The organism is Streptomyces sp. NPDC007084 (genome assembly GCF_040703595.1).
GTDB lineage: Bacteria > Actinomycetota > Actinomycetes > Streptomycetales > Streptomycetaceae > Streptomyces.
On the sequence record NZ_JBEYFY010000022.1, the window covers coordinates 76,208 to 100,921 of the forward strand.

The 24,714-nt window shown below is 72.8% G+C and carries 19 protein-coding genes; 9 read left to right on the forward strand and 10 right to left on the reverse strand.

Features of this window, described 5'->3' with window-relative positions; genetic code table 11:
• The first annotated feature begins 544 nt into the window (after positions 1 to 544).
• The 3 genes from AB0912_RS19740 (at position 545) to AB0912_RS19750 (ending at position 4,828) form a co-directional block, all read left to right on the forward strand.
• Positions 545 to 1,393: a 3-hydroxyacyl-CoA dehydrogenase family protein gene (locus tag AB0912_RS19740; protein ID WP_366701358.1), complete on the forward strand. Its 849-nt coding sequence runs from the start codon at positions 545 to 547 to the stop codon at positions 1,391 to 1,393.
• A gap of 223 nt (positions 1,394 to 1,616) precedes the next feature.
• Positions 1,617 to 1,940, forward strand: coding sequence for an STAS domain-containing protein (locus AB0912_RS19745; RefSeq protein WP_366701360.1), 324 nt, complete (start codon positions 1,617 to 1,619; stop codon positions 1,938 to 1,940).
• A 359-nt stretch (positions 1,941 to 2,299) separates the two neighbouring features.
• On the forward strand, positions 2,300 to 4,828 hold the full coding sequence (locus tag AB0912_RS19750) for an ATP-binding protein (RefSeq protein ID WP_366701362.1): 2,529 nt from the start codon (positions 2,300 to 2,302) through the stop codon (positions 4,826 to 4,828).
• Positions 4,829 to 4,922: 94 nt separating this feature from the next.
• Here the strand turns inward: AB0912_RS19750 and nucS are convergent, their stop codons facing one another.
• Positions 4,923 to 5,594 carry an endonuclease NucS gene (nucS, locus tag AB0912_RS19755; RefSeq protein WP_366701364.1) on the reverse strand — a complete coding sequence of 224 codons (672 nt, stop codon included), beginning with the start codon at positions 5,592 to 5,594 and terminating at the stop codon, positions 4,923 to 4,925.
• A 362-nt stretch (positions 5,595 to 5,956) separates the two neighbouring features.
• Here nucS and AB0912_RS19760 point away from each other — a divergent pair, with 362 nt between their 5' ends.
• Positions 5,957 to 6,349, forward strand: coding sequence for an SCO5389 family protein (locus AB0912_RS19760; RefSeq protein WP_366701366.1), 393 nt, complete (start codon positions 5,957 to 5,959; stop codon positions 6,347 to 6,349).
• A 200-nt stretch (positions 6,350 to 6,549) separates the two neighbouring features.
• Here AB0912_RS19760 and AB0912_RS19765 read toward each other — a convergent pair whose 3' ends face one another.
• Positions 6,550 to 7,578 (reverse strand): LLM class flavin-dependent oxidoreductase, encoded by a 1,029-nt coding sequence (locus AB0912_RS19765; RefSeq protein WP_366701368.1) that lies wholly within the window; start codon positions 7,576 to 7,578, stop codon positions 6,550 to 6,552.
• Positions 7,579 to 7,800: 222 nt separating this feature from the next.
• Between AB0912_RS19765 and AB0912_RS19770 the strand changes: the two genes are divergently transcribed.
• Positions 7,801 to 8,133, forward strand: coding sequence for an ATP/GTP-binding protein (locus AB0912_RS19770; RefSeq protein ID WP_366701370.1), 333 nt, complete (start codon positions 7,801 to 7,803; stop codon positions 8,131 to 8,133).
• A 31-nt stretch (positions 8,134 to 8,164) separates the two neighbouring features.
• On the opposite strand, the gene AB0912_RS19775 is transcribed toward AB0912_RS19770, so the two are convergent.
• The 3 genes from AB0912_RS19775 to AB0912_RS19785 all read right to left on the reverse strand — a co-directional run bounded on the left by AB0912_RS19775 (position 8,165) and on the right by AB0912_RS19785 (position 11,394).
• Positions 8,165 to 9,010, reverse strand: a complete 846-nt coding sequence (locus tag AB0912_RS19775; RefSeq protein WP_366701372.1) for an ABC transporter permease — start codon at positions 9,008 to 9,010, stop codon at positions 8,165 to 8,167.
• A complete protein-coding gene (locus AB0912_RS19780) occupies positions 9,007 to 10,275 on the reverse strand; it encodes an ATP-binding cassette domain-containing protein (protein WP_366701374.1) in 1,269 nt (422 codons plus the stop codon). The genes AB0912_RS19775 and AB0912_RS19780 overlap by 4 nt, the downstream gene beginning before the upstream one ends.
• A 228-nt stretch (positions 10,276 to 10,503) precedes the next feature.
• A complete protein-coding gene (locus tag AB0912_RS19785; protein ID WP_366701376.1) occupies positions 10,504 to 11,394 on the reverse strand; it encodes a hypothetical protein in 891 nt (296 codons plus the stop codon).
• 172 nt (positions 11,395 to 11,566) lie between these two features.
• On the opposite strand from AB0912_RS19785, the gene AB0912_RS19790 reads away from it, so the two are divergent.
• Entirely contained in the window at positions 11,567 to 12,667 is a 1,101-nt protein-coding gene (locus AB0912_RS19790; RefSeq protein ID WP_366701378.1) for a hypothetical protein, read from the forward strand.
• 46 nt (positions 12,668 to 12,713) lie between these two features.
• Here AB0912_RS19790 and AB0912_RS19795 read toward each other — a convergent pair whose 3' ends face one another.
• The 5 genes from AB0912_RS19795 to mce form a co-directional block, all read right to left on the reverse strand.
• Positions 12,714 to 13,484 (reverse strand): ABC transporter permease, encoded by a 771-nt coding sequence (locus AB0912_RS19795; RefSeq protein ID WP_366701380.1) that lies wholly within the window; start codon positions 13,482 to 13,484, stop codon positions 12,714 to 12,716.
• 1 nt (position 13,485) lies between these two features.
• Entirely contained in the window at positions 13,486 to 14,541 is a 1,056-nt protein-coding gene (locus tag AB0912_RS19800) for an ABC transporter ATP-binding protein (protein ID WP_366701382.1), read from the reverse strand.
• Positions 14,542 to 14,657: 116 nt separating this feature from the next.
• Entirely contained in the window at positions 14,658 to 15,593 is a 936-nt protein-coding gene (locus tag AB0912_RS19805) for a cellulose-binding protein (RefSeq protein ID WP_121406020.1), read from the reverse strand.
• Positions 15,594 to 15,776: 183 nt separating this feature from the next.
• A complete protein-coding gene (gene scy / locus AB0912_RS19810) occupies positions 15,777 to 19,622 on the reverse strand; it encodes a polarized growth protein Scy (RefSeq protein WP_366701384.1) in 3,846 nt (1,281 codons plus the stop codon).
• A 242-nt stretch (positions 19,623 to 19,864) separates the two neighbouring features.
• On the reverse strand, positions 19,865 to 20,305 hold the full coding sequence (gene mce / locus AB0912_RS19815) for a methylmalonyl-CoA epimerase (RefSeq protein WP_081219478.1): 441 nt from the start codon (positions 20,303 to 20,305) through the stop codon (positions 19,865 to 19,867).
• A 149-nt stretch (positions 20,306 to 20,454) separates the two neighbouring features.
• On the opposite strand from mce, the gene AB0912_RS19820 reads away from it, so the two are divergent.
• From AB0912_RS19820 to AB0912_RS19830, 3 genes are all read left to right on the forward strand, one after another.
• Positions 20,455 to 21,657, forward strand: coding sequence for an acetyl-CoA C-acetyltransferase (locus AB0912_RS19820; RefSeq protein WP_366701386.1), 1,203 nt, complete (start codon positions 20,455 to 20,457; stop codon positions 21,655 to 21,657).
• A gap of 135 nt (positions 21,658 to 21,792) precedes the next feature.
• Positions 21,793 to 22,749 carry a methylmalonyl Co-A mutase-associated GTPase MeaB gene (meaB, locus tag AB0912_RS19825; protein WP_366701422.1) on the forward strand — a complete coding sequence of 319 codons (957 nt, stop codon included), beginning with the start codon at positions 21,793 to 21,795 and terminating at the stop codon, positions 22,747 to 22,749.
• A gap of 467 nt (positions 22,750 to 23,216) precedes the next feature.
• Positions 23,217 to 24,512, forward strand: a complete 1,296-nt coding sequence (locus AB0912_RS19830; RefSeq protein WP_366701388.1) for an MFS transporter — start codon at positions 23,217 to 23,219, stop codon at positions 24,510 to 24,512.
• The last annotated feature ends 202 nt before the right edge of the window (positions 24,513 to 24,714 follow it).

Consider the following 24,714-nt stretch of genomic DNA (forward strand, 5'->3'; position numbering starts at 1 on the left):
GGGTGCGCGGCCGGGTGAAGGGCGAGTCGACCGTCGGCGCGGTCCTGCGCGGACTGCGCGCCGAGGTCGAGGCGGTCTTCCCGCGGCTCGGCCTCATGACGGGATACGTCCGCTTCATGGAGGTCGTCCAGGACGTGGCGGTGCCCTGCTCGCGCCTCTGGGTGATCGGCCAGGGGATCGTCGTCAACCTGGAGGACGCCCTGCGGGACGAACCCGGCGCGGCCCCAGGCGACCCGCTGCCGGGGCTCGTCGCCGGTCGGATCAACTGGGTGCACCAGACCGCCAGGTCGGTCATCGGCCGGGAGATGACGGCCGGCCGGGATCCGGCCGAAGTGTCACGCGAGGTGGTGCTGCTGCTGGACGACACGGAGGACCTGCTGAGCCCAAGGCGCTCAACTACGCCGTACGGGCGGTCGAATGACCCGTGCCGGTGTGATGTCCGTCAGATGAGACGTGACGCGCGTTACTTACCGGTCACACAGGCCCACCCGGACGCTAGGGTCCGCCGAAGAGGCAACTCAATCAGCGCGTCAAGGGAGTCGGAGTGGCACGGAAGCTCGCCGTCATCGGAGCCGGACTCATGGGGTCCGGTATCGCCCAGGTCTCCGCGCAGGCCGGCTGGGACGTCGTCCTGCGCGATGTCACCGACGAGGCGCTCGGCCGTGGCCTCGACGGCATCCGGACCTCGTACGACAAGTTCGTGAGCAAGGGCAAGCTGGCGGCGGCCGACGCGAAGGCGGCGCTCGCGCGCATCACCGCGACCACCGACCTCGAAGCCGCCGCCGACGCCGACATCGTGGTCGAGGCCGTCTTCGAGAAGCTCGACGTCAAGCACGAGATCTTCCGGGCGCTCGACAAGATCGTCCGCCCCGACACCGTGCTCGCCTCGAACACCTCCGCCATCCCGATCACCAAGATCGCGGCGGCCACCGAGCACCCGGAGCGGGTCGTCGGCGTGCACTTCTTCTCGCCGGTGCCGATGATGCAGCTCGTCGAGCTGGTCCGCGGCTACAAGACGAGCGACGAAACCCTCGCCGCCGCACGGGAGTTCAGCGAGTCCGTCGGCAAGACCTGCATCGTCGTCAACCGCGACGTCGCCGGTTTCGTGACCACCCGTCTGATCTCGGCCCTCGTGGTCGAGGCGACCAAGCTGTACGAGTCGGGTGTCGCCACCGCCGAGGACATCGACCTCGCCTGCCGGCTGGGCTTCGGCCACGCGATGGGACCCCTCGCCACCGCCGACCTCACCGGCGTCGACATCCTGCTGCACGCCACCGGCAACATCTACACCGAGACCCAGGACGAGAAGTTCGCTCCGCCCGAGCTGATGCGCCGGATGGTTGACGCCGGTGACATCGGACGCAAGAGCGGGCAGGGCTTCTACAAGCACTGAACGATCACCGCGGCGACGGCCACCCCGTCGCCGCGTTCGGCACGGAACCGCACGAACCTCCCGGGTGTCACCCCATGAGGTGAATTCGGTATCGGTTCGCTTACGGACGGCAACCTCGGCGGCCCTCAGGCAGTCAGACGGTGCACAACTCACAGACGACACGACGACAAGACGCGCATCAAGACACACGCGGAGTCACGAGACGCATTCTCGGGGAGCGCATATGTACATCAGGGGCGACCACGCCGAGCTGGTCGTCGGGGGCCGCCTCGACGTACGCAGCGCGGCGGACGCCCGCACGGTCCTGCACACGGCCGTCGACGACGGAGTCGGCGACCTGGTGCTGGACCTGTCCGAGCTGGACTCCTGGGACGCCACCGGCCTCGGTGTCATCATGGGGGCCCACCGACGCGCCGGGCGGTGCGGCAGACGGCTCGTACTGCGCGGGGTCCCGGCGCAGATGCAGCGCCTGCTGGTGGCCACCCGGCTGCACCGGATCCTGGCGATCGAGGGCGGCATCGGGGTCGAGTCCCTGCCCCGCGTCTGACCCCCGGCGGCCACCCCGGCGCCGGCCCGCACGGCCACCCCGCCACCGCCCCGGCGGCCACTCGGCGAGCCCCCGCCCGGCCGCGGCGGTGCCCCTTCCGGGCCGCGCCACGCGTCACGCCGCGCCCCCCCAGATGTCACGCCACGCATCACGCCACGCATCACGTGCACAATCCTCACGAAGCTGTGACGGTTCGGACCGCGCGGTACCCCGCCTGTTCGTAGATACTGTGCGAAGGTTTAGGGTTCGGCTGCCCGCCGCCCGAAACCCTACGAGCGGGCACCGGACCAGAAGCGACAGCGCGGTGTGCAGCACGGCCGGGAGGGCTCGGCACACGACGCTTTTGGGGGGCTTGGAACATGGACCCGACCAACCGGGGACCCGAAGAGTACGGCCATGACGACGACGGCCAGGCGCCTCGCCCGCGCCCGCCGCGCGACCCGCTCGCCACCGACCTGGGCCAGCACACACCCGCGCTCGTCCGCACGGTCCGGCTCGTCACCGGCGACTTCCTGCTCACGGTCAACCCCGTCGACGGCAGCGAGATCGAGAACTGTCCGCCGGGCGAGCGTCCCGACCCGCCGGTCAAGCACACCGCCGCGGCCCGCGCCGAACTGGCCCGCGCCGCCAAGCCGCCCGTGCCGCCCGGCCCCGCCCAGTCCCGGCCGCCCCTCCTGGAGCGCGCGGAGGAACGCGAGCGGCTGGTCCGGCTCCTCGCCCGCGGCCGTTCCATACGGCTCACCGGACCCTCCGGATCCGGCCGTACCGTCCTGCTCGACGCCGTCGCCGACGACTGCGCGGATCTGGCCCCCGACGGCGTCGTCCGCCTCTGCGGCCACCGGCGCACCGCGACCGACCTGCTGCACGACCTGTTCACCGCCGTCTACGACGCCCCGCTGTACCGCCCCGACCGCGACGAACTGCTGCGCCTGGTCCGCGAGATCGGCGCCGTCGTCGTCATCGACGACGTGGAGATCGGCGGCAGCGCCCTCGACGAACTCCTCGACGCCACCCCCGAGTGCGCCTTCGTCATCGCCGCCACCCCCGACGTCCCCGCCCCGTCCTCCGAGTCGCTCCTCGAAGAGGTCGTCCTCGGCGGCCTCGACCGCAGCGGCGGCCTCGAACTCCTGGAGCGCTGCGTCGGACGCGTCCTGACCGAGGAGGAGTCGAACTGGGCGGGCGACCTCTGGTTCGAGTCCGAGGGGCTGCCCCTGCGCTTCATGCAGGCCGGAGCCCTGCTGCGGCAGCGCGACCGGCTCCAGGCCGGCGAGGACGCCCTGGACGATTACGGCGTCTTCCAGCAGGTCCCCGAGGACGCCCCGGTCGAGGCCGTCGAGGCCCACGACGTACCGCTGCCCTCCCTCGCCGAGGGCGCCGCGCCCGCCGCCCTGCTCGCCTCCCGGCTCAGCGAGTCGGCCCGCGCCACCCTCCGGTTCGCCGTCGCGCTCGGCGGCGAGGTGCCCCACCAGGCGCACCTGCCCGCCCTGGTGGGCGACACCCACGCCGACGCCGCGCTCTCCGAACTCGCCGGCTGCGCGCTGATCTCCCCGGTCGGCTCCCGCTACCGGCTCGCCGCCGGTGTGCAGGCCCAACTGGAGGCCTCCGGATACGCGGAGACCCTGGACGAGCAGGCCCTCGCCGCCGCCCGGCACTACACCTGGTGGGCCGGGCACCCCTCCGTCACCCCGGAGCGGGTCTGCGCCGAGGCCGACGCCGTGCTCGCCGCGCTCACCGTCCTCGTGCCCGCCACCACCGCCCCGCTGGACGAGGACGACGAGAGCGCCGCCGTCCAACTGGCCCGCACCGCCGCGCCCGCCTTCGCCGCGGGCCTGCACTGGAGCGCCTGGGAACGCGCCCTGCGCTCCGGCGCCGAGGCCTCCCGGCTCTCCGGCGAGGTCGGCGAACAGGCCTACTTCCACCACGAGTTGGGCGTCCTCGCGCTCTGCGGGGGCCAGTTCGACCGGGCCCGCGCCGAACTGGAGGCGTCCATCGGCCTGCGCGGCGCCCTGGCCGACAAGCGCGGCACCACCGCGGGCCGCCGCGCCCTCGCCCTGGTCGCCGACCGCTCGGGAACCCCGTACGCGATCGGCGGGCGCACCGCGGGGGAGGAGGTGCCCGACGCGCGGCACGACGAGTCGGTGTCGCCGCCCGGCGGTGTCCCGGCCCCCTTCCCGACGGTGGTCGACTCCTCCGGCGGCGCCGTGACGGTGCTCGCCCACCCCGGCGGACCCGGTCTGCCCGCGCGAAAGCGCCCCAGCGTCGCCGGGCGCCTCGTCACCGGCACCCGGCGCAACCTGGTCGCCGCCGGCGCGGGCGCGCTCCTCGTCGCCGTGCTCGGGACCGTGGTCACCCTCGGCGCGACCTCGGACCACGACACCGACACCCCGTCCGAGAAGGTCGGCGTCAACCCGTCGGCCAGTCAGGGCGGCGACGACGACAGCCTCGGCGCGGACAAGGCGAAGAAGGCCGGCGACTCCAAGCCGACCGCCGGCGCCCCGGCCGCCCCCACCGACCCGGGCCCCGACGGCACGTACGGCACCACGGACGACCCGACGCCCGCCGCCACGTCCTCCGGCAGCCCCTCCGCGAGCCCGACGGGCACCCACCCCTCGCACAAGCCCTCGAAGTCGCCGACCCCGTCCACGTCACCCTCGAAGTCGACCAGGCCCTCGTCGAGTCCGTCCAAGACCCCGAGCACCCCGGCCTCGCCGTCCACCTCCCCCTCGGACCCCACGTCCACCCCGCCGGACGAGTCGACCGAGCCCTCCACCTCCGACTCGGCGAGCGGCCCGGTGACCAGCGGCGCTCCCGTGAGCACGTCGGCCGCCCCGGAGAGCAGCGGCCCGGCCGAGGAGCCTGGGGGTCTGCCGAGTGGGACGGTGATCTGACCGTCGGCCGTACGACACGAGGGAGGGCCGGGTCCTGTGACGGACCCGGCCCTCCCTCGTCGTACGACGGCCCCGCGCGCCCCCGCGCCGCAGGTCAGAACAGGCGGAGTTTGTCGTCCTCGATGCCGCGCAGGGCGTTGTAGTCGAGAATCGTGCAGCCGATGCCGCGGTCGGTGGCGAGGACCCGGGCCTGGGGCTTGATCTCCTGGGCGGCGAAGATGCCGCGGACCGGCGCGAGGTGCGGGTCGCGGTTCAACAGCTCCAGGTAGCGCGTCAGTTGCTCGACGCCGTCGATCTCGCCGCGCCGCTTGATCTCCACCGCGACCGTCGCGCCCTCGGCGTCCCGGCACAGGATGTCGACCGGGCCGATGGCCGTCATGTACTCGCGGCGGATGAGCGAGTAGCCCTCGCCGAGCGTCTCGATGCGGTCGGCGAGCAGTTCCTGGAGGTGTGCTTCCACGCCGTCCTTGATCAGGCCGGGGTCGACACCGAGTTCGTGCGAGGAGTCGTGGAGGACCTCCTCCATCGTGATGATGAGCTTCTCGCCCGCCTTGTTGACGACGGTCCAGACGCCTTCCTCGTCGCCGGAGCCCTCCTTCAGCGTGCAGGGCGGTGACATCCAGTTGAGGGGCTTGTAGGCCCGGTCGTCCGCGTGGATCGAGACGCTTCCGTCCGCCTTCACCAGGATGAGGCGGGGGGCCGACGGGAGGTGGGCCGTGAGCCGGCCCGCGTAGTCCACGGAACAGCGGGCAATGACGAGACGCATGGTCGGCAACGCTACTCGACCGGCGGTGGTGCACGCGATTCTCCCGCCCCACCGGCCCCACTGATCGACCCGGTAAGGGAGTTACGCGGCTTTTGTCTCCGCGTGCTCCTCGTGATCGCCGGATTCCGGCCTGCCGGCCGGGGGCGGGCCATCCCATTGATCCTGAAGCTTCCGTGTTGGGGTGTGGCTGATAGTCGGCCTACCCGCGGTTCGCTATGTGCCCATTCTCCTGGTGCCGCCACCTGGCGTTGCTTACCGTATAAGCGGGAGGTCGTGACGCGTGTACTGAGCGTGTCCGGCATCGCCAACTCCCCATCCCTGTCCGGCAACCCCCGAGGTCTGGGGGTGCGAGAGGAGAACCCATGTCGCTCGACGTCTCACCGGCCCTACTCCAACAGGCCGAGCGAGGCGAGGTCGACGAAGCTGACTTCGTCGACTGCGTCCGGACCTCCCTGCCCTATGCGTGGGAGATGATCAGCTCCCTGGTGGCCCAGCTGAAGGTGGACGGCGGCAGCTTCGCCGACAACCAGACGCCCCCGCCGGACGAGCAGGCGCGTGGCCAACTGCTGCGCGCGCTCGCGAGTGACGCGATACGCGGCGCGCTGCAGCGGCACTTCGGCGTGCGGCTGGCCTTCCAGAACTGCCACCGGGTGGCGGTGTTCCCGCTGGACGACTCGGTGGACGACACGCTGACACGCTTCACCTCGGTGCGCAGTCAACTGCTGAACCAGTCACCGGAGTTCAGGGACTGCTGACGCGCTGACGCCGCTTGGCTTGCCGCTCCGTCCGCGGGAGGTGCTTTGGTACTGGGGCGGCAAGCTCCCCGCGTACCCGGCCCGTCCGGCCGGGTTCCGTCCGGCCTGCCGGGCCGGGTTCCCTTTGGCCAGTCGGGCCGGGTTCCGTCCGGTCTGCCCGGCCGGGTTCCCACCGGCGCGCCGGGCCGGGTTCCGTCCGGTCATCCGAGGTGCGGGAGGACCTCGGCCCCGAGCCGCCGTACGTTCTCCTCGGTCGCCGCCAGATCGCCCGAGCCCTCGACGAGCAGCGCGAAGCGCGTGATGCCGGTCCGCTCCGAAGTGGCCGCGAGCCGGTCCGCGCACAGCCGCGGGGTGCCCACCGGGTGCAGCCCGCAGAGCAGTTCGGTGTACGCCACCGGGTCGCGCATCGAGCGGGCCCGGCCGTCGACCGTCACATGCGCGTCCAGCCCCTGCTTCAGCCAGCCCGGCATGGCCTTCACGAGCGTCTCCACCGCGTCCGTACGGCGGTCGGCGATCTGGCAGACGCCGGCCGACACATGGGCGGCCGAGCCGATCTCCTCGCCGGAGCGGCCCGCGGCGCGCGCGTGCCGGCGCCACAGCCCGATCATTTCGGCCTTCTCCTCGTCCCCCACGTGCATGCCGAGAAGCATCGGCAGACCGCGCTCGGCGGCGAGCCGCACACTCGCCGGTGAGGTGCAGGCGACCACGACCTCGGGCCCCGGCGTCTCGCACAGCGCCTCCGACGGGCGCGGCACGACGGGCACTTCACGGAACGGGAACCGCTCGGAGGCGCTCGCCACGGACGGCTCGCGCAGCCAGCGCAGCAGCAGATCGAGTGACTCGGGGAACCCCTGTTCGTACGCTTCGAGGCCCGCGCCGAACACCTCCAGGTCGACCCAGGGGCCGCCCCGGCCGACGCCGAGCGAGAACCGCCCGCCGGAGGTCAGGTGCAGCAGCGCGGCCTGCTCGCCGAGCGCCACGGGGTGCGCGGTGGGCAGCACACTCACCGCCGTGCCGACCCGGATACGGCGGGTGCGGCCCAGCAGATACGCGGCCAGCGTGACGGCCGACGGGCAGGTCCCGTACGGCACGAAGTGGTGTTCGGCCAGCCAGACCGCGTCGAGCCCGGCCTCCTCGGCGACCTCGGCGGACCGCACCGCGCGGTGCAGGGCCTCCCCCTGACCCTGTCCCGGGAACTGGGCGGCGAGTACAAAACTTCCTACGCGCATCGAACTTTCCTGCTTCCTCGGCTCCGACAGGGAGCTCCCCCACCCGGCATAACCTCCTGACACGTGCCGAGGTCACGGCCTGCCGGAGAGATTTGCGGATTGTCGGGGAAATGGGCCGTCCGATGGGGGATCTGTGCGGGTTGGCGGTGTACGCGTACCCCCCTGCGCGCCGCGTAGGCTGGACGCGGCCCCTGCTCCCTGTATAGCTCCGTGAGGTGTCCCTTGTCCCCGCGTCGCAACCGTCCGAAGGACGCCGGCTCGTCCGGCAGGAGCGCCGAGGCGGACCCGTCGGACCGGTACGGCGGCTGGCAGTCCACGGAGAGCTGGCAGGGCGAGGAGTGGAGCGTGCGCCATGTGGCGGGCGCCAGCGCGCAGGGCAAGACCTACCGCTGCCCGGGCTGCGACCAGTTGATCCCCTCCGGGGTGCCGCACGTGGTGGCCTGGCCGGAGCACTCCGGCGTCGACGAGCGGCGGCACTGGCACAAGGCCTGCTGGAACGCGAAGGACCGCCGCACCTCGCGGGTGCAGCGGTCCCGTAACGCGCCCAGGTTCTAGGCGACTTCAGGCATTCCGGAGGCCCGGGGCGTCATACGTCCCGGCGTTCCAGGAGGACGAAGGCGCCGGCGATGGCCGCCGCCGTCACTCCGGCGAGCAGGCCGAGCTGCGCGCCCCCGTGGCCGCTCTCGCTGTCGACCTGGAAGATCCGGGCGAGCGCGTTCGGGGCGTTGTACTCCTGCATCTTCTCGCCGAGCGTGCGCATGCTCTCGGACATCATCAGGAACGCCGGCATGATCGCGGGCACCAGCACGACGCCGAGCATCGTGGTGATCGCGCCCGCCGAGTGCCGCAGCATCGAGCCCACCGCGAGCGCGAGGACGCCGAGCAGCGACACGTACAGCGCGCCCATCACGACGGTGCCGCCCCACGGCACCGGGGAGGGCTCGCTGTGCATCCCCTCGGTGATCAGGCCGACCAGCCCGATCGAGAAGGCGGAGACGACGAAGGCCACCACGAAGAAGATGATCAGCTTCGCGGCGAGCACCCGGTGCCGCTGCGGCGAGGCGGTGAACGTGGTCCGGATCATGCCGGTGCCGTACTCGGACGAGACGACCAGCACGCCCAGGGTGATCAGGCAGATCTGCCCGAGCATCAGGCCGAAGAACGCCGGGATCGTGTACGGGACGTCGCCGAAGTCCTCGTTCGTGGTCTGCGCGGCGACCAGGAAGCCGATGCCGATCACCAGCAGCAGGAAGATGCCGAGCGTCCACAGCGTGGAGCGCACCGACTTGATCTTCGTCCACTCGGAGTTGAGCGCGTGCCCGAGGTGAGTGCGGGTGACGGGGATCGGCGAGGTGTACGACGTGCCGGGCGCCGGGTGCCAGTCGGGGGCAGCGGCGGTCTGCTGCGGCAGCGGGGGCTGGGGCGTGCTCATCGGGCGTCCTCGGGCTTGGTCAGGTCGGCGGCGGGCGCGGGGGCCGGGGCGGCGGCGGGCGCCGGGGGCCCCGCGGGGGCCTGGGGAGCGGCCTGGGCGTACGGGTTGACGTCCGCGGCGCCCGGAGCACCCTGGGCGCCCGGGGTGCCGTAGGGGCCGGGCTGGGCGCCGGGAGCGGCGTAGGGGCCGGCCGGGGGCTGTCCCTGCGGCATCGCGAAGGGCTGCTGCCCGCCGTGCTGGGGCGGCGGCGGGGCGTACCAGCCCGGCTGGCCCTGCCCGGCGACCGGGAGCTGCGGCTGCGGCACGGCGCCCGGCGGAAGTTGCTGCTGGAGGCCGGCCTTCTGGTCGATGGTCGAGCGGTAGTCGACGGCGCCCTGCGTCATCCGCATGTACGCCTCTTCCAGCGAGGCCTGGTGCGGCGACAGCTCCCACAGGCGGACGTCGGCGGAGTGCGCGAGGTCGCTGATGCGGGGGAGCGGCAGGCCGGTGACGCGCAGCGCGCCGTCCTGCTCGGGCAGCACCTGGCCGCCGGCCTCGGTCAGCGCGGCGGTCAGCTTCTCGCGCTGCTGCGGCTCGGTGTCCGGCGTGCGCACCCGGGCGAAGTCGGCCGAGTTGTGGGAGATGAAGTCCTTGATGTTCGAGTCGGCGAGGAGCTGGCCGCGGCCGATCACGATGAGGTGGTCGGCGGTCAGCGCCATCTCGCTCATCAGGTGCGAGGAGACGAAGACCGTACGGCCCTCCGCCGCGAGGGACTTCATCAGGTTGCGCACCCAGAGGATGCCCTCGGGGTCGAGGCCGTTGACCGGCTCGTCGAACAGCAGCACCTGGGGGTCGCCGAGGAGCGCGGCGGCGATGCCGAGCCGCTGGCCCATGCCGAGCGAGAAGCCCTTGGAACGCTTGCGGGCCACGTCCTGGAGGCCGACGACGCCGAGCACCTCGTCCACCCGGCGGGCCGGGATGCCGGAGAGCTGCGCCAGGCACAGCAGGTGGTTACGGGCGTGCCGGCCGCCGTGCACCGCCTTGGCGTCGAGCAGCGCGCCGACCTGGCGGGGGGCGTTGGGCAGCTTGCGGTAGGGGAAGCCGCCGATCGTCACCCGCCCGGAGCTGGGGTTGTCGAGGCCGAGGATCATCCGCATCGTCGTCGACTTGCCGGAGCCGTTGGGCCCGAGGAAGCCGGTGACGGCACCCGGCCGCACCTGGAAGGAAAGGTTGTACACGGCCGTCTTGGCGCCGTAGCGCTTCGTCAGGCCGACTGCCTCGATCATGCTCCGCACCCATCGAAAGGTTCAGGACGTCGGGGCGCACGCCCCCGTAAGGGTTAGGAGGATATCCGGGCACTGACGGTTCCACTCAAGAGAAAGTAAAACCGCGCCGGTCAAAGGGGGTGAGAGCCCAGCCGGGACACCGGTTTCGGCCGTTCGGACTGTCAGGTACCCGTCGTGCCTGATCAGGCCGGAAAACGGAATCCGCCGCCCCCGCGCGATGGCGTGATCTCACGGGCCCGGCGGCAGCGAGTCGTCCAGCGGCGGCAGGTCGTCGTAGAGCCGCAGCTCCGCCGAGTCGTCGACGTACGGCAGGAAGTCGGTCTGCGGCAGCACCCAGCCCTCCTCGCCGAAGATCAGCGTGCCCCGCTCGCGCAGCGACCGGTCGGCGCCCGCGGCCCGCACCCAGGAGTCCGGGTCGGGGCCCAGCAGCTCGCGCAGCCGCGCCGAGCCGGCCAGCAGCGAGGCCAGCAGCGCCGACTGGTCGCCGCCGCCCGGCCGGGGCCGCCCGCTCGACGGCTCGGCGAGCACGCCGTGCGCGCTGAAGTAGATGTACGCGCCGCCCAGCCGCTCCCCGGAGGGCATCGTCATGGCGAAGGTGTCGCCCGGGAGTATCGCCCGCCGGTAGTCCGGGAACTCGGTGTCGTCCACCGCCTTGAGCTGCGTCGAGTCCAGCCAGGTCACCACGAGCGTCGTCTCGGCCGCCCGGTCCACGTACGGCGTCCCGGCCACGTAGCCCGCCGGGCTGATGTGTCCCGAGCAGCCCACGCCGATGCCGCGCACCCGCACCGGGACCATCGGCACCGTCGCCGGGATGCCGAGCCGGGTCAGCTTGTGGGCGACCTGGCCGGGGGAGGCGTTCGACCCGACCGCGATCACCGGATGGCGGCGGCCCGTCACCACCTGGCCCAGATCGGTGAGGGCCTCGTCCAGGCGCTGCTGCTCCTGGCGCTCCTCCACCCACCACTCGCCGAGCCGCAGCGGCCGCACGTCCAGGTGCAGCAGCTCGCCGCCGGTCAGCAGGGACGGCTCGGTGGTGGGCCGGCCGGGATAGGTGAGGGGCTTCTTCGCGGGCACGTCGTCCAGGCCCAGCGCCTCGAGGCTTCGGTCCTTCGTCGTCACGGTGACGCCCTTCGGGGGTGGTCGCGCGCATACGGGCACAGCTTTTCACGCGATGTCTACCCGGGACGGGGCCCCGTCTCCCCGCCGCGGCGGGGTTGGCCGGAACCGGCGCCGGGAATCATGCCGTCCCCAGTGTACGAGGGGGCGCCAAGTCGGTTACGGGGGAAGCCAGTTGAGACTCATGGGACGCGAGGTGCGGTGGCCGGGGCGGTCCGCCGACACCTGGACACATCCGCGCTATCGCACCTCCGTTCGCTGGTGGATCGCCGGCCGGACCGTTCACGCCCTGCTGCTGATGGCCCTCGGCGCCCTCACCGGCCTCGCGGTTGCCATCGCGACGGCGTGGACGCTCACCGAGCACTCGCCGCGCTCCCTGGCGGACCGGTTCTCCGACGGGGAGGCGCTCTTCGACCTCACCCTGACCGTGCTGCGCGTCTGCGTCGGCACCGACAACCTCGAACCCGAACCGGACAGCACCGCCCACCAGCTGCTCGCCACGGTCTCCTCCGTCACCGGCGCGCTGGTCCCCGCCGTGCTCCTCGGCATCGTCCTGATCAAGATGTTCGCGCTGCGCCCCTTCGTCTGGCGGCGCCGGGCCAGCATCTCGCACGCCTGGACCGCCGACTTCCCCGGCTACTCGCGCCGCCACGCCGGCAGCGACGACGCGATCATCGCCGTACGGTTCTACAACCGCTTCGACAACCTCTCCGTCGTCGACCTGCGGGCCCGCGCCCTCCTGCGCTACCTGGAACGGTCTCCGCATGACGGCAGCCTCGTCATTTATCGGAAGTCGCTGAAGGTGCTGGACTGGCAGGGCGAGCCGGCCGAGGAGCGGAGCTGGCTCGCGGTCGAGCGCGGGGCGCCCTTCACCGTGTGGATACCGGTCGAGGCGCCGGTGACCGAGCTGCCGTTCCGCCGCATCCAGGGCAAGGACCTGGAGAGTTCGCACGGCGTGAAGCTGCTCGTCCGGCTCACCGCGCGGACCGTCGGCCTCGGCACCGAGGTCGCCGACGAGCGCTGGTTCGACCTGGAGGGCGGCGACTTCGAACTCGGCCGGTTCGTGCCGCTCCAGCCCGACCCCGGCCGGGACGTCTGGCACTGGGAGGGCTGGACCGACTTCGACGGCCTGACCGGCGCCCGCCTGGACGCCGACGGGACTCTCCCTGCCGGCGCCCGCCCGGACGCCGACGCTGCTCCCTCTGCCGGCGCCCGCCCGGACGCCGACGCTGCTCCCTCTGCCGGCGCCCGCCCGGACGCCGACGGGGCTCCATAGCCGAGCCGACCCCCCCCCGCACCCCGGGCAGTCCGGCGGGCCGGGGCTACGCGTCCCGCCTCTTCAGCAGCGCGTACCCGCCGACCAGCGCCACCGCCACCCACAGCACCATGATGCCGAGGCCGCCCCAGGGGCCGTAGGGCGTGTCGTCGTCGAGCGGGGTGACCACCCGGAGAATCCGGCTGCCGGCCTGGTCGGGAAGGTACTGGCCGACCTTCTTCGTCGCGGACACCGCGCCCAGGATGTTGGAGATCAGGAAGAAGAACGGCATCAGGATGCCGAGCGAGAGCATCGGGCTGCGCAGCATCGCCGCGACCCCCATCGAGAACATCGCGATGAGCGTCATGTACAGCCCGCCGCCGATCACCGCGCGCAGCACGCCCGGATCACCGATCGACGCCTTGTGCGAGCCGAGCACGGCCTGCCCGAGGAAGAACGTGATGAAGCTGGTGACCATGCCGACGACGAAGGCGAGCCCGGCCGCCACCGCCACCTTGCTGAACAGGAACGTGCCGCGCTGCGGGACCGCGGCGAGCGAGGTGCGGATCATGCCGGTGCTGTACTCGTTGCCGACCACCAGCACACCGAAGACGATCATCGCGAGCTGGCCGAGGGTCATGCCCGCGAAGCTGATGAAGGTCGGGTCGAAGGAGAGTTTGTCGCGCGTGCTCATCTTGTCGAACTCGTTCTTCGACAGCAGCGAGATCAGGATGCCGAGCGCGATGGTGACGACCGCCGCGAGACCGAGCGTCCACACCGTGGACGACACGGAGCGGATCTTCGTCCACTCGGACCGGAGGACCTGGGTGGCCGCCATGTCAGCCCTTCTTCCAGTCGCTGCCCCACTGCGGGGCCGGGGGCGGATTCGGTGACGCCGGCGCACCCGGAGACGCCGAAAGGCCCCCCGGGTCCCGCGGGTCCGGTGCGCCGAGACCGCCCGGCGCTGCGAGCGGGCCGCCCGGTTCGGGGCCCGTGTGCGCGTGGTACTCCACCGACTCCGCCGTGAGCTGCATGAACGCCTCCTCCAGCGAGGCCTGCTGCGGGCTCAGCTCGTGCAGCACGATCTGGTGCCGCGCGGCCAGCTCACCGATCTGCTCGGGCTTCCCGCCGTCCACCTCCAGGGGGCCGCCGCCCGTCTCGATGACGGTGATCCCCTCCCCGTGCAGCACGTCGAGCAGCCGCTCCCGCTGCGGGGTGCGGATACGGACGTAGGACCGCGAGTTCTGCCGGATGAAGTCGGCCATCGAGGTGTCGGCGAGCAGCCGGCCCTGGCCGATGACGACGAGATGGTCGGCGGTCAGCGCCATCTCGCTCATCAGGTGCGAGGAGACGAAGACCGTACGGCCCTGGGCGGCGAGGGATTTCATCAGGTTGCGGATCCAGTGGATGCCCTCGGGGTCGAGCCCGTTGACCGGCTCGTCGAACATCAAGATCCGCGGGTCGCCGAGCAGCGCGCCCGCGATGCCGAGCCGCTGGCCCATGCCGAGCGAGAACCCCTTCGCCTTCTTCCGGGCGACCCCGGTGAGCCCGACCGTGTCGAGGACCTCGTGGACCCGCGCCTTCGGGATGCCGTTGCTCTGCGCGAGGCACAGCAGGTGGTTGAAGGCGCTGCGCCCGCCGTGCATGGCCTTCGCGTCCAGCAGCGCTCCGATGTACTTCAGCGGGTCCTTCAGCCGGTCGTAGTGCTGCCCGTCGATCCGTACGTCGCCCGAGGTGGGCCGGTCGAGCCCCAGCATCATCCGCATGGTCGTGGACTTGCCCGCGCCGTTGGGACCGAGGAAGCCGGTCACGATGCCCGGTCTGACGGCGAAGCTCAGGTTGTTCACCGCCACCTTCTCGCCGTACCGCTTGGTCAGCCCCTCAAGCTCGATCATGCGGCCACGCTAAGACCGCCCCTCGCCGCCTGCCACCTGACGGACCGTACGACAAGGCCCGCACCCTCGGTGAGGGAGCGGGCCCTGGTGTCGAACCGCTTGCCGGTACCGCGTGCTCAGCGGGACTGCTGCGCCGGAACCCCGCGCGAGATCGGCTCGTCCTCGGCCGGCGTGCCGGCGGCGGCCACCGCGGCGCCCGTGAGCGTCGCGAGCATCTCGCGGACGTTCGTGAGCTGCGCGTTGATCGAGTCGCGGCGGTTGGTGAGGGCGGCCAGCTCGCGCTCGGACTCCGAACGGATGCGGTCGGCCTTGGCGTTCGCGTCGGCGACGATGTCCTCGGCCTGGCGCTGGGCCGTCTCCACCGTCTGGCGGGCGCGGCGCTCGGCGTCCGTCCGCAGCTTCTCGGCCTCCAGGCGGAGCTGCTCCGCGCGGTGCTCGATCTCCGCGAGACGCTTCTCGGCCTTGGCCTGACGCGACGCCAGGTCCCGCTCCGACTGCTCACGGCGCTTGGCGAGGTTCGTCTCGAAGTCGGCGGCGGCCTGGGCGGCCTTGGCGCGGGTCTCCTCGAAGAGGGCGTCCGCCTCCTCGCGCTTGGACTGCGCGTCCTTCTGCGCCTCGGAACGAAGCTGCGAGGCGTCGCTCTTGGCCTTCTCGACGATCCGGACGCCCTCGTCCTCCGCCTTGGCCTTGCGGTCCGCGGCGAACGACTCCGCGTCGTTGCGCACCTGCTGGGCGGCCGACTCGGCCAGCTCGCGGTGCTGCTCGGACGCGCGACGCGCCTCCTCGCGCAGGTCCTTGGCCTCCTCCTCGGCGAGGCGGAGGATCTTCTCGACACGCGCGCCGAGACCGGCGTACGACGGCTCTGCGTCGCTGACCTGGGCCTGGGCGTTCTGCGTTTCGAGGTGCAGCTCCTCGATGCGCTTTTCCAGGGCGGTGATACGGGCCAGAGCGCTGTCACGGTCGGAGACGAGCTTCGAAATGCGTTCGTCCACCTGAGCGCGGTCGTACCCACGCCGCACAAGCTCGAAGCCGTAGGGGGAAGTGTCGCTCATGGGGTTCCTGTCGAATGAGACCGGTGAGGTGATAGGTGGAATCCTAGGGGTCAAAGCGGTGTGTCATCGAGCGGATACGTGTTTGATCTGGAGAATGACACTCCTTTTGGGTGGCTAGCCGCCGGATGGCTTGCCAGAGCCCGCACCAAAGGTCCCCTCAAAGCACGGAATGGGCGGTTCTGGCTAGCTGTCCGACGACTTGCCACCCGATCGGGGCGCCCCCACCGTCGCACCGGCCTTGACGCCGCCGTCCTTGCCGCCCGGCGCCTCGAAGGACTCCAGCGCCTCCAGCACGTCCTGGACCCGGGAGATCTCCGTGTTGATGTCCTCCCGCCGGCGCACCAGCACCTCCAGATCCCGCTTGCCCTCCTCGACGGCCGCCTTGGCCTCCTGGATGGCCTCGGACCTGATCTTCTCGGCCTCGGCGATGACGGACGCTTTCTTCTGCTCGGCCTCCTTCAGCAGACCCTCCGCCTTGCGCACCGCGGCGATCCGCACCTTGCTCGCCTCGGAGTTCGCCTCCGACACCAGCTCCTTGGCCTTCGCCTCGGCCTGCGCGAGCTGGTCCTCCGCCGCCTTGATCAGCGCGTCGCACCGGTCGCCCGCGTTCTTCATCGCCTCGGCCGACTCGCGGCGGGCCCGCTCGTGCAGCTCCTCGATCTCCGAGGTGATCCGGTCCCGCAGCTCCTCGGCCCGCTCCCGGATCGCGGTCGCGTCCCGGCGCGCGCCGACCAGCAGCTCGTCCGCGTCCGTACGCGCCCGCTCCACCAGGGTGTTGCCCTCGACGGTCGCCTCGGAGACCAGCCGCTCCGCCTCGCCCCGCGCCACCCCGACCATGGTGTCGGCCTGCGACTCGGCGTCCGCCGTCGTCTTCTGCGCGCTCTGCTGGGCCTCCGCGAGCAGCTTGTCCGCCTCGGCCGCCGTCTCGGAGATGAGCGTGTCGACCTGCTCGGCCGCCTCGGAACGCCGCCTGTTGGCCTCCTGACGGGCCTCGTCGAGCGTCCGCTCCGCCTCCTCGCGCGCCGCCGCCGTGACCTGCTCGGCCTCCTCGGCCGCCTGCGCCCTGACCCGCTCCGCCTCGGTGCGCACCCGCTCGGCGTGCTGCTGCGCCGACCCGACCGCCTCCGCGGCCTCGGCACGCAGCCGCTCCGCGTCCCCGGTCGCGTCCTCGATGAGCTTCTCCGCCTTGGCGACCGACTCGGCGCGGACCCGCTCGGCCTCCGCCGCCGTCTCCGTCTGAAGCCGCTCGGCCTCCGCCGCCGCCTCGGTGATCAGGGTGTCCGCCTGCGTCGCCGCGTCCGAACGGATCCGGTTCGCGTCCTCCCGGGCGTCCGCGCGGGTCCGCGCCGCGTCCTGGTCGGCGCTCGCGATCGTGTCCGACGCCTCGGTCCGCACCCGCTGCGCGTGCTCCGCGGCGTCCGAACGCACCCGCTCCGCCTCGGCGATCGCCTCCGCGACCGTCCGCTCGGCGAGCGCGGTGGCCGCCTCCGTCTCCTCGGACGCCTCCCGGCGCAGCCGCGACGCGTCCTCCGACGCCCGCTCCCGCTCGGCGTACGCGTCGGCACGGACCCGGTCCGCCTCCTCCTGCGCCTCCGTGCGCGTACGCTCCGCCGCGTGCTCGGCGGCCGAGCGCAGCCCGGCGATCTCCTCCTGCGCCTGCTCGTGCAGCCCCGCCACCGCGTCCCGCACCTGCTGCGCGGTCTGCTCGGCGCCGGCGACCATCTCGCTCGCCCGCCGGTCGGCCTCCTCGACCAGCCGTACGGCCTCGGCCTGCGCCTCCTCCACGCGCTTGCGCGCCGAGGCGAGCAGTTCCTCGCTCTGCTCGCGGGCCCGCTCCCGCTCCTGGTCGGCCTCCTGGCGCGCCGAACCAAGGGTCTCCTCGGCCTCCCGGCGCCGCCGAGCGGCCTCCTCCTGAGCGGCGGCCAGCGTCTCCGCGCCCTCGGCGGCCAGCCGCTCCGCCGCGGTCTGCGCCTCGGTGCGCACCCGGTCCGCGCTCTCCTGCGCCTCCGACTTCAGCCGCTCCGCCTCGGCCGCGGCCTCCGACCGCAGCCGCACCGCGACGGCCTCGCCCTCGGCGCGGGACGCCGACGCGTCCGCCGCCGCCTCGTCGCGCAGCCGCTCGGCCTCCGCCTCCGCCTGCGCCTGGAGGGTGCGGATGCGCTCCGCGGCCTCCGACCGCAGCCGGTCCGTCTCCTCGGCCGCCTCCCGGCGGATCCGCTCGGCCTCCGCGCGCGCGTCCGTCAGCGCCTGCTCGGCGGCGGTCAGCCGCTCCTCGGCCTCCGTGTGCAGCCGTGCCAGGTTCTCCGCGGCCTCGGCCTGCCGGGCCGCTATGGCCCGCTCGGTCTCCTCGCGCTGCCGCTCGGCGGCCCGCTCCGCGTCCGCGGTGATCGTCTCGGCCTGCTCGACGGCCTCCGCACGGTGCCGCTCGGCCTCCGCGCGGGTCCGCTCCAGCGTCTCCTCGGCCTGCCGGCGCAGACTCGTCGCCCGCTCGATCGCCTCGGTGCGGACCTTCTCGCTGTCCGCCGTCGCGGCCTGCCGCAGCTCGTCCGCGTCGGCCTTCGCCTTCGCGAGCAGCTCCTCGGCGGTCCGCGCCGCCTCCTCGATCTGCTGGACGGCCTCGCGCCGGGCCTCGGCACGGATGCGCTCGCCCTCGGCGACCGCGTCCGACCGCAGCTGCTCGGCGTCACCGCGCAGCCGCCGCGCCTCCTCCTGGAGTTCGACGGTCTTGGCGCGGTACTCCTTGGTGTCGTCCTTCGCCGTGCCCTTCAGCTCCTCGGCGATGTCGTGCGCCTCGGCCCGCAGCCGGTCGGCCTCGGTCTCCGCCTCCGTGCGGATCCGCTCGGCCTCCTCGGCCGCCGCCTTCGTGGTCCGCTTGGCCTCCTCGGACGCCTTGTTCAGCACCTCCTCGGCGGTCCGCGCGGCCTGCGCGAGCTGCGAGGCGGTCTCCTCGGCGGTGAGACTGCGCGCGTTCTCCTCGGCCTCCGCGACGATCGTCTCGGCCTTCGCCCGCGCCTCCGCGACAAGCTGCTCGGCCTCCGCCTTGGTGGACTCGGCCTCCTTCGTGGCCTCGCTGACCAGCCGGGCGACCTGCTCCTTCGCCGTCCGGGTGCGCTGCTCGTTGGCCGACTCGGCCGCCGACAGCGTCTTGGCCGCCGCCTCCTTGGCCTCGGACAGCACCTTGTCCGCCTCGGCCTGCGCCTCCCGCAGCCGCGTCTCGGCGGCGCTCATCCGCTGCTCGGCGGCCCGGCTCAGCTCGGCCGCCTGCCGGCGGGCGTTGTCCGACTCGCTCGCCGTGGAACTGCGCAGCTGCTCGGCGTGGTCGGTGGCCTCCTGCGCCTGCGTCGACGCCGCGTTCAGCAGCCGCTCGGCGTCCGCGCGGGCCCGGCGCAGCAGCGCCTCCGCCTCCGCGCGGGCCGCCTCCGCGTCGTTCGCGAGCCGCTGGCGGGCCTCCGCCGTGACCCGCTCGGCCTCGGCGCGGGCGGCGGCCAGCGCCTGTTCGGCCTCCGCGCGCGACTCGTCGAGGAGCCGGCGGGCCTGCGACTCGGACCGGGCCCGCAACTGCTCAGCCCACGCCACGTTCTCGTTGACGTGCGCCTCGACAGTCTGCCGGCGCTCGGCCAGCTCCTGGTCGAGCTGCTGGCGGCGGGTCACCGCCTCCTGGTGCAGCTCCGCCTGGAGCCGGGCGGCCTGCTCGGCGTGCTCCTGGAGGATGCGCTGCGTCTGCGCGCGCGCCTGGCTGATCTCCCGCTCGGCGTCCGTGCGAAGCTGGTCGGCCTGCATCTGGGCGTTACGGAGCAACTGCTCGGCCTGATAGCCGATGTCCGCCCCGTCGTAGGCAGGACGGGTCGCCAGACTGCGGCGCGCCTCGTGCAGCTTGGCGCGCAGCACCTCGACCTGATAGCCGAGGTCCTCGGCGTGCTGGACGGCCTTCTCCCGCTCGGTCTTCAGCCGTTCCATCTCGGCCTCGAACCGAGAGAGGTGGTCGACGTCAGCCGCCGGCTCTCGCTCCTGGCGTTCGTAGCCCCGCACTGCGCGGTCCCATCCGTCCCCTGGTCGCAAGTCTTTCCGAACGAGCACCGTCCATCCGCCGAACGGGGCCCCCGGGGAATGGTGTCAGATCAACGGCGGAGCACGGGCTGCTGCCCCGACGCTCGCCCCCCGAAACCTGGACCCCGGCCCTTGGTCCCGCACGCCCGAAAGCGGCAGGACCCGGCCGTTCCCCCGTGAAGGCGACGGCCGCCCCCAACCCTACCGGCCCAGATATACGGAGGTCAGTGCTCAGGTGACTCAACCGTCGCCGAAGTGACCAGTTCTGTCAGGACTCCATGACAATCCTTGGGGTGCAGGAAGGTGATCCGGGACCCCATCGACCCCGTGCGGGGCTCGTCGTAGAGGACTCGGACGCCCTTGTTCCGGATGTCCGCCGCGTCGCCGTCGACATCGGCGGTGCCGAAAGCGATGTGGTGCACCCCCTCGCCGTTCTTCGCCAGCCACTTCCCGACGGCCGAGTCCTCCCGGGTCGGCTCCAGCAGCTGGAGGTAGGAGGCACCCCCGTCGGAGGTCTCGTTGATCTTGAGCATGGCCTCCCGCACACCCTGCTCCTCGTTGACCTCGGTGTGGAACACCTCGAAGCCGTACGTCGCACGGTAGAACTCGACAGTCGTGTCGAGGTCGAAACAGGCGATCCCGATGTGGTCGATTCGCGTCAGCATGCTGCCAGTGCAGCGCTCCCGGCGTGGTTACGCAACGTGCGCGCGATCACACTGCGGGCCGGATGACGGGTGGCACTACCGCTCAGTACATTCTCAGTAAACCCTCGTTCACTCCTCGGCTGTGCAAGCCGGTAAGGGGATCGCACCTCATGTCTGGATCGAACAGCACGACCTCGGTGATCGTCGCGGGCGCCCGGACGCCCATGGGACGGCTGCTGGGCTCGCTGAAGTCCTTCTCCGGGGCCGACCTCGGAGGATTCGCCATCAAGGCCGCCCTCGACCGTGCCGGCATCGGCGGCGACCAGGTGCAGTACGTGATCATGGGCCAGGTGCTCCAGGCCGGCGCGGGGCAGATCCCGGCCCGTCAGGCCGCCGTCAAGGCGGGCATCCCCATGAGCGTCCCGGCCCTCACCGTCAACAAGGTGTGTCTCTCCGGCCTCGACGCCATCGCCCTCGCCGACCAGCTCATCCGCGCCGGCGAGTTCGACGTCGTCGTCGCCGGCGGCCAGGAGTCCATGACCAACGCCCCGCACCTGCTCCCCAAGTCCCGCGAGGGCTACAAGTACGGCGCGATCGAGATGCTCGACGCCATGGCGTACGACGGCCTCACCGACGCCTTCGAGAACATCGCCATGGGCGAGTCCACCGAGAAGCACAACACCCGCCTCGGCATCAAGCGCCCCGAGCAGGACGAGATCGCCGCCCTCTCCCACCAGCGCGCCGCCGCCGCCCAGAAGAACGGCGTCTTCGAGGCGGAGATCACCCCGGTCGAGATCCCGCAGCGCAAGGGCGAGGCCGTCGTCTTCAGCAAGGACGAGGGCATCCGCGCGGAGACCACCGCCGAGTCCCTCGGCAAGCTGCGCCCCGCCTTCACCAAGGACGGCACCATCACCGCCGGCAGCGCCTCCCAGATCTCCGACGGCGCCGCCGCCGTGGTCGTGATGAGCAAGGCCAAGGCGCTGGAGCTGGGCCTGGACTGGATCGCCGAGATCGGCGCCCACGGCAATGTGGCCGGACCGGACAACTCCCTCCAGTCGCAGCCCTCGAACGCCATCCTGCACGCCCTGAAGAAGGAGGGCCTGGAGGTGGGCGACCTCGACCTCATCGAGATCAACGAGGCGTTCGCGGCCGTCGCCGTCCAGTCCATGAAGGACCTCGGGGTCTCCACGGACAAGGTCAACGTGAACGGCGGCGCCATCGCCCTCGGCCACCCGATCGGCATGTCCGGCGCCCGCCTGGTCCTGCACCTCGCCCTCGAACTGAAGCGGCGCGGCGGCGGGGTCGGCGCGGCGGCCCTGTGCGGGGGCGGCGGCCAGGGCGACGCCCTGATCGTCCGGGTCGCCAAGGCCTGAGAACGTCCGGGTGGCCGAGGTCTGAGAACGTCCGGGTCGCCGAGGCCTGAGATCGTTCGGGTGGCCGAGGCCTGACATCTTCCGGATGGCCGAGGCCTGATCCGCCGATCCTGATCTCTCGTGAACGGAGCTGTGATGCAGGACGTCTCCACGCTGGTGTCCCAGGCCAGAGAAGGGCGACCGCGGGCGGTGGCCCGGCTGATCTCCCTGGTGGAGGGCGCGGCACCGCAGCTCCGTGAGGTCATGGCGGCCCTGGCCCCGCTGACCGGCAACGCCTACGTCGTCGGGCTCACCGGCTCGCCCGGCGTCGGCAAGTCCACCTCGACCTCGGCGCTGGTGACCGCCTACCGGCGGCAGGGCAAGCGGGTCGGCGTCCTCGCCGTCGACCCGTCCTCCCCGTTCTCCGGCGGCGCGCTCCTCGGCGACCGCGTCCGCATGTCCGACCACTCCTCCGACCCCGGCGTCTACATCCGCTCCATGGCGACCCGCGGCCACCTCGGCGGGCTCGCCTGGGCGGCCCCGCAGGCGATCCGCGTCCTCGACGCGGCGGGCTGCGACGTGGTCCTCGTGGAGACCGTCGGCGTCGGCCAGTCCGAGGTCGAGATCGCCCGCCAGGCCGACACCTCCGTCGTGCTGCTCGCCCCCGGCATGGGCGACGGCATCCAGGCCGCCAAGGCCGGAATCCTGGAGATCGGCGATGTGTACGTGGTCAACAAGGCCGACCGCGACGGCGCCGACGCCACCGCCCGCGAGCTGAACCACATGCTCGGCCTCGGGGAGTCCCGGGGCCCCGGCGACTGGCGCCCGCCGATCGTCAAGACGGTCGCCGCCCGCTCCGAGGGCATCGACGAGGTCGTCGAGGCGCTGGAGAAGCACCGGGCCTGGATGGAGGAGCACGGCGTCCTCGCCGAACGCCGGCTCGCCCGGGCCTCCCAGGAGGTCGAGACGATCGCCGTCACGGCCCTGCGCCGCCGCATCGGCGACCTCCACGGCGACCGCCGCCTCAGCGCCCTCGCCGAACGCATCGTCGCCGGCGAACTCGATCCCTACCGCGCGGCGGACACCCTGGTGGAGGGGATCACGGAGGGTTGACGGGGGTGTGGGGGAGGGGGGCTGGGTGCCCCTGGTCCGCGCCGGACGCCCGCGAGGCGGGGGTGACTTCACGCGGGCATCCTGGGCTCGGTGGCTCGGTGGCTCGGTGGCTCGGTGGCTCGGTGGCTCGGTGGCTCGGTGGCTCGGTGGCTCGGTGGCCCGGTGACCTGGTGGCTCGGTGACCCGGGCGGTCCCCGTGGCTCGGTGACCCGGGCGGTCGCGGTGGCCGGGGTGGCCGGGGTGGCCGGGGTGGCCGGGGTGACCCGGGCCGTCGCGGTGGCCGGGGTGACGGGTGCAGCCAGGCTTGTCCCCTGGTCGGCTTCTCGCGGTCGCTGTTACCTTGAGCCCATGTTCCTCCACTCGGCGTAGGGCCCGCCCAGGCCCGTGACGTACCGGCGGCTTCGAGGCCGGGGCGTCGCGGCACTCCGGCGTCCCCCGTCCCGCCTCGCAGTCGAGGAACCACACCCATGTCCGGGTCATCCCCGCGGCCTTCCTACGCCGCGCTCTTCCGCATTCCCCACGCCCGCCGCACCGTCGCCGCCGCGCTGACCGGCCGCCTCTCGTACGGGCTCGTCTCGCTCGCCCTGATGCTCACCACCGGCCACGCCACCGGCTCACTCGCCGTGGCCGGGGCCGTCATGGCGCTGTTCGGCGCCGCGAGCGTGTTCCTGTCGCCCGCCCGGGCGGCCCTCGTCGACCGGCACGGCGCCCGCCGCGCCCTGATCCCCATGGCCTCGCTCTACGCCGGCCTCCTCACCGCCTTCGCCGTGACCGCCTGGCGGCCCGGAGCGCCGGCCCTCGTGATCGGCGCGCTCGCCATCGCCGCCGGCGCCTGCACCCCGCCCCTCGGCCCCACCATGCGAACCGTGTGGAGCCAACTCGTCCCCGACGAACGGCTGTTGCAGCGCGCCTACGGTCTCGACGGCGTCCTGGAGGAGATCCTCTTCGTCTCCGGTCCGCTCGTCGTCGGCGCGGTCGTCCAGTGGGCCCCACCCGCCGCGGCGGTCCTGCTGAGCGCCCTGCTCGTCTGGTCGGGAACCCTGGCGTTCGTCCTGTCCCCGGTGGTCGCGGGCGCGCGTCCTGCCCCGGTGAAGTCGTGCCGCTCCAGGCGCCGTTGGCAGGGTGGCCGGGCCCTCGCGCAACCCGTCGTCGTCGCGCTCGGCGTCGGTCTGTCCCTCGGCGCCGTCGACCTCCTGGTCCTGGCGTTCGCCGAACAGCACCACCACCGCGCCGGTGCGGTGGCCTGGGTGCTCGCCGCCCTGTCGCTGGGCAGCGCGCTGGGCGGCCTGCTCAACGGCGCCGTCGACTGGCGGCTCTCCCCTGGCGTACGGCTGCCGCTGACGGCATGCGGACTGGGTCTCGCCCTGTTCGGTGCCGCCCTCGCGCCGGGGCTCGGCGCCCTGACCGTGGCCGTCGCCTGCGCGGGCTTCTTCGTCGCCCCGGCCCTCACGACGGCCTACCTGATCGCGGACGCGTCCGTTCCGCCGGGCATCCGTACTCAGGCCGGCGCCTGGGTCAACACCGCCGTTAACGCGGGCGGTTCGGGCGGCGCGGCCGGGGTGGGCCTGCTGGTGGGCCGTCTGCCGCTGGGCTGGTGCTTCGTGATCTCGGGGGCGGTCTCCCTGACGGCGGCACTCGTCTCCGTGCGTACGGGGTGGACGGCACGGTCATCTACGCCGCCGACGGCAGCCGGGGCGCACCGGGCCGCCGTATCGGAGCGGGGGACGGACCCGGGCGAGGAGGCCGATCGGAGCCGCGTCTGACGGGTCGCGTGCGGGGTCCGAGGATCGACTGCCCGCGGGCAGCGGGCAGCGGGCTGCGGGCTGCGGGCTGCGGGCTGCGGGCAGCGGGCGGGGCGGAGGCGACGCCTGTGCGCATCACCCCCGCCCCGCCCGCGGCCGGACTCCCGTCCCCGTCCCGTCCCCGTCCCGTTCCCGTTCGCGTCCGCGTCCCCGTCTCCCGCTC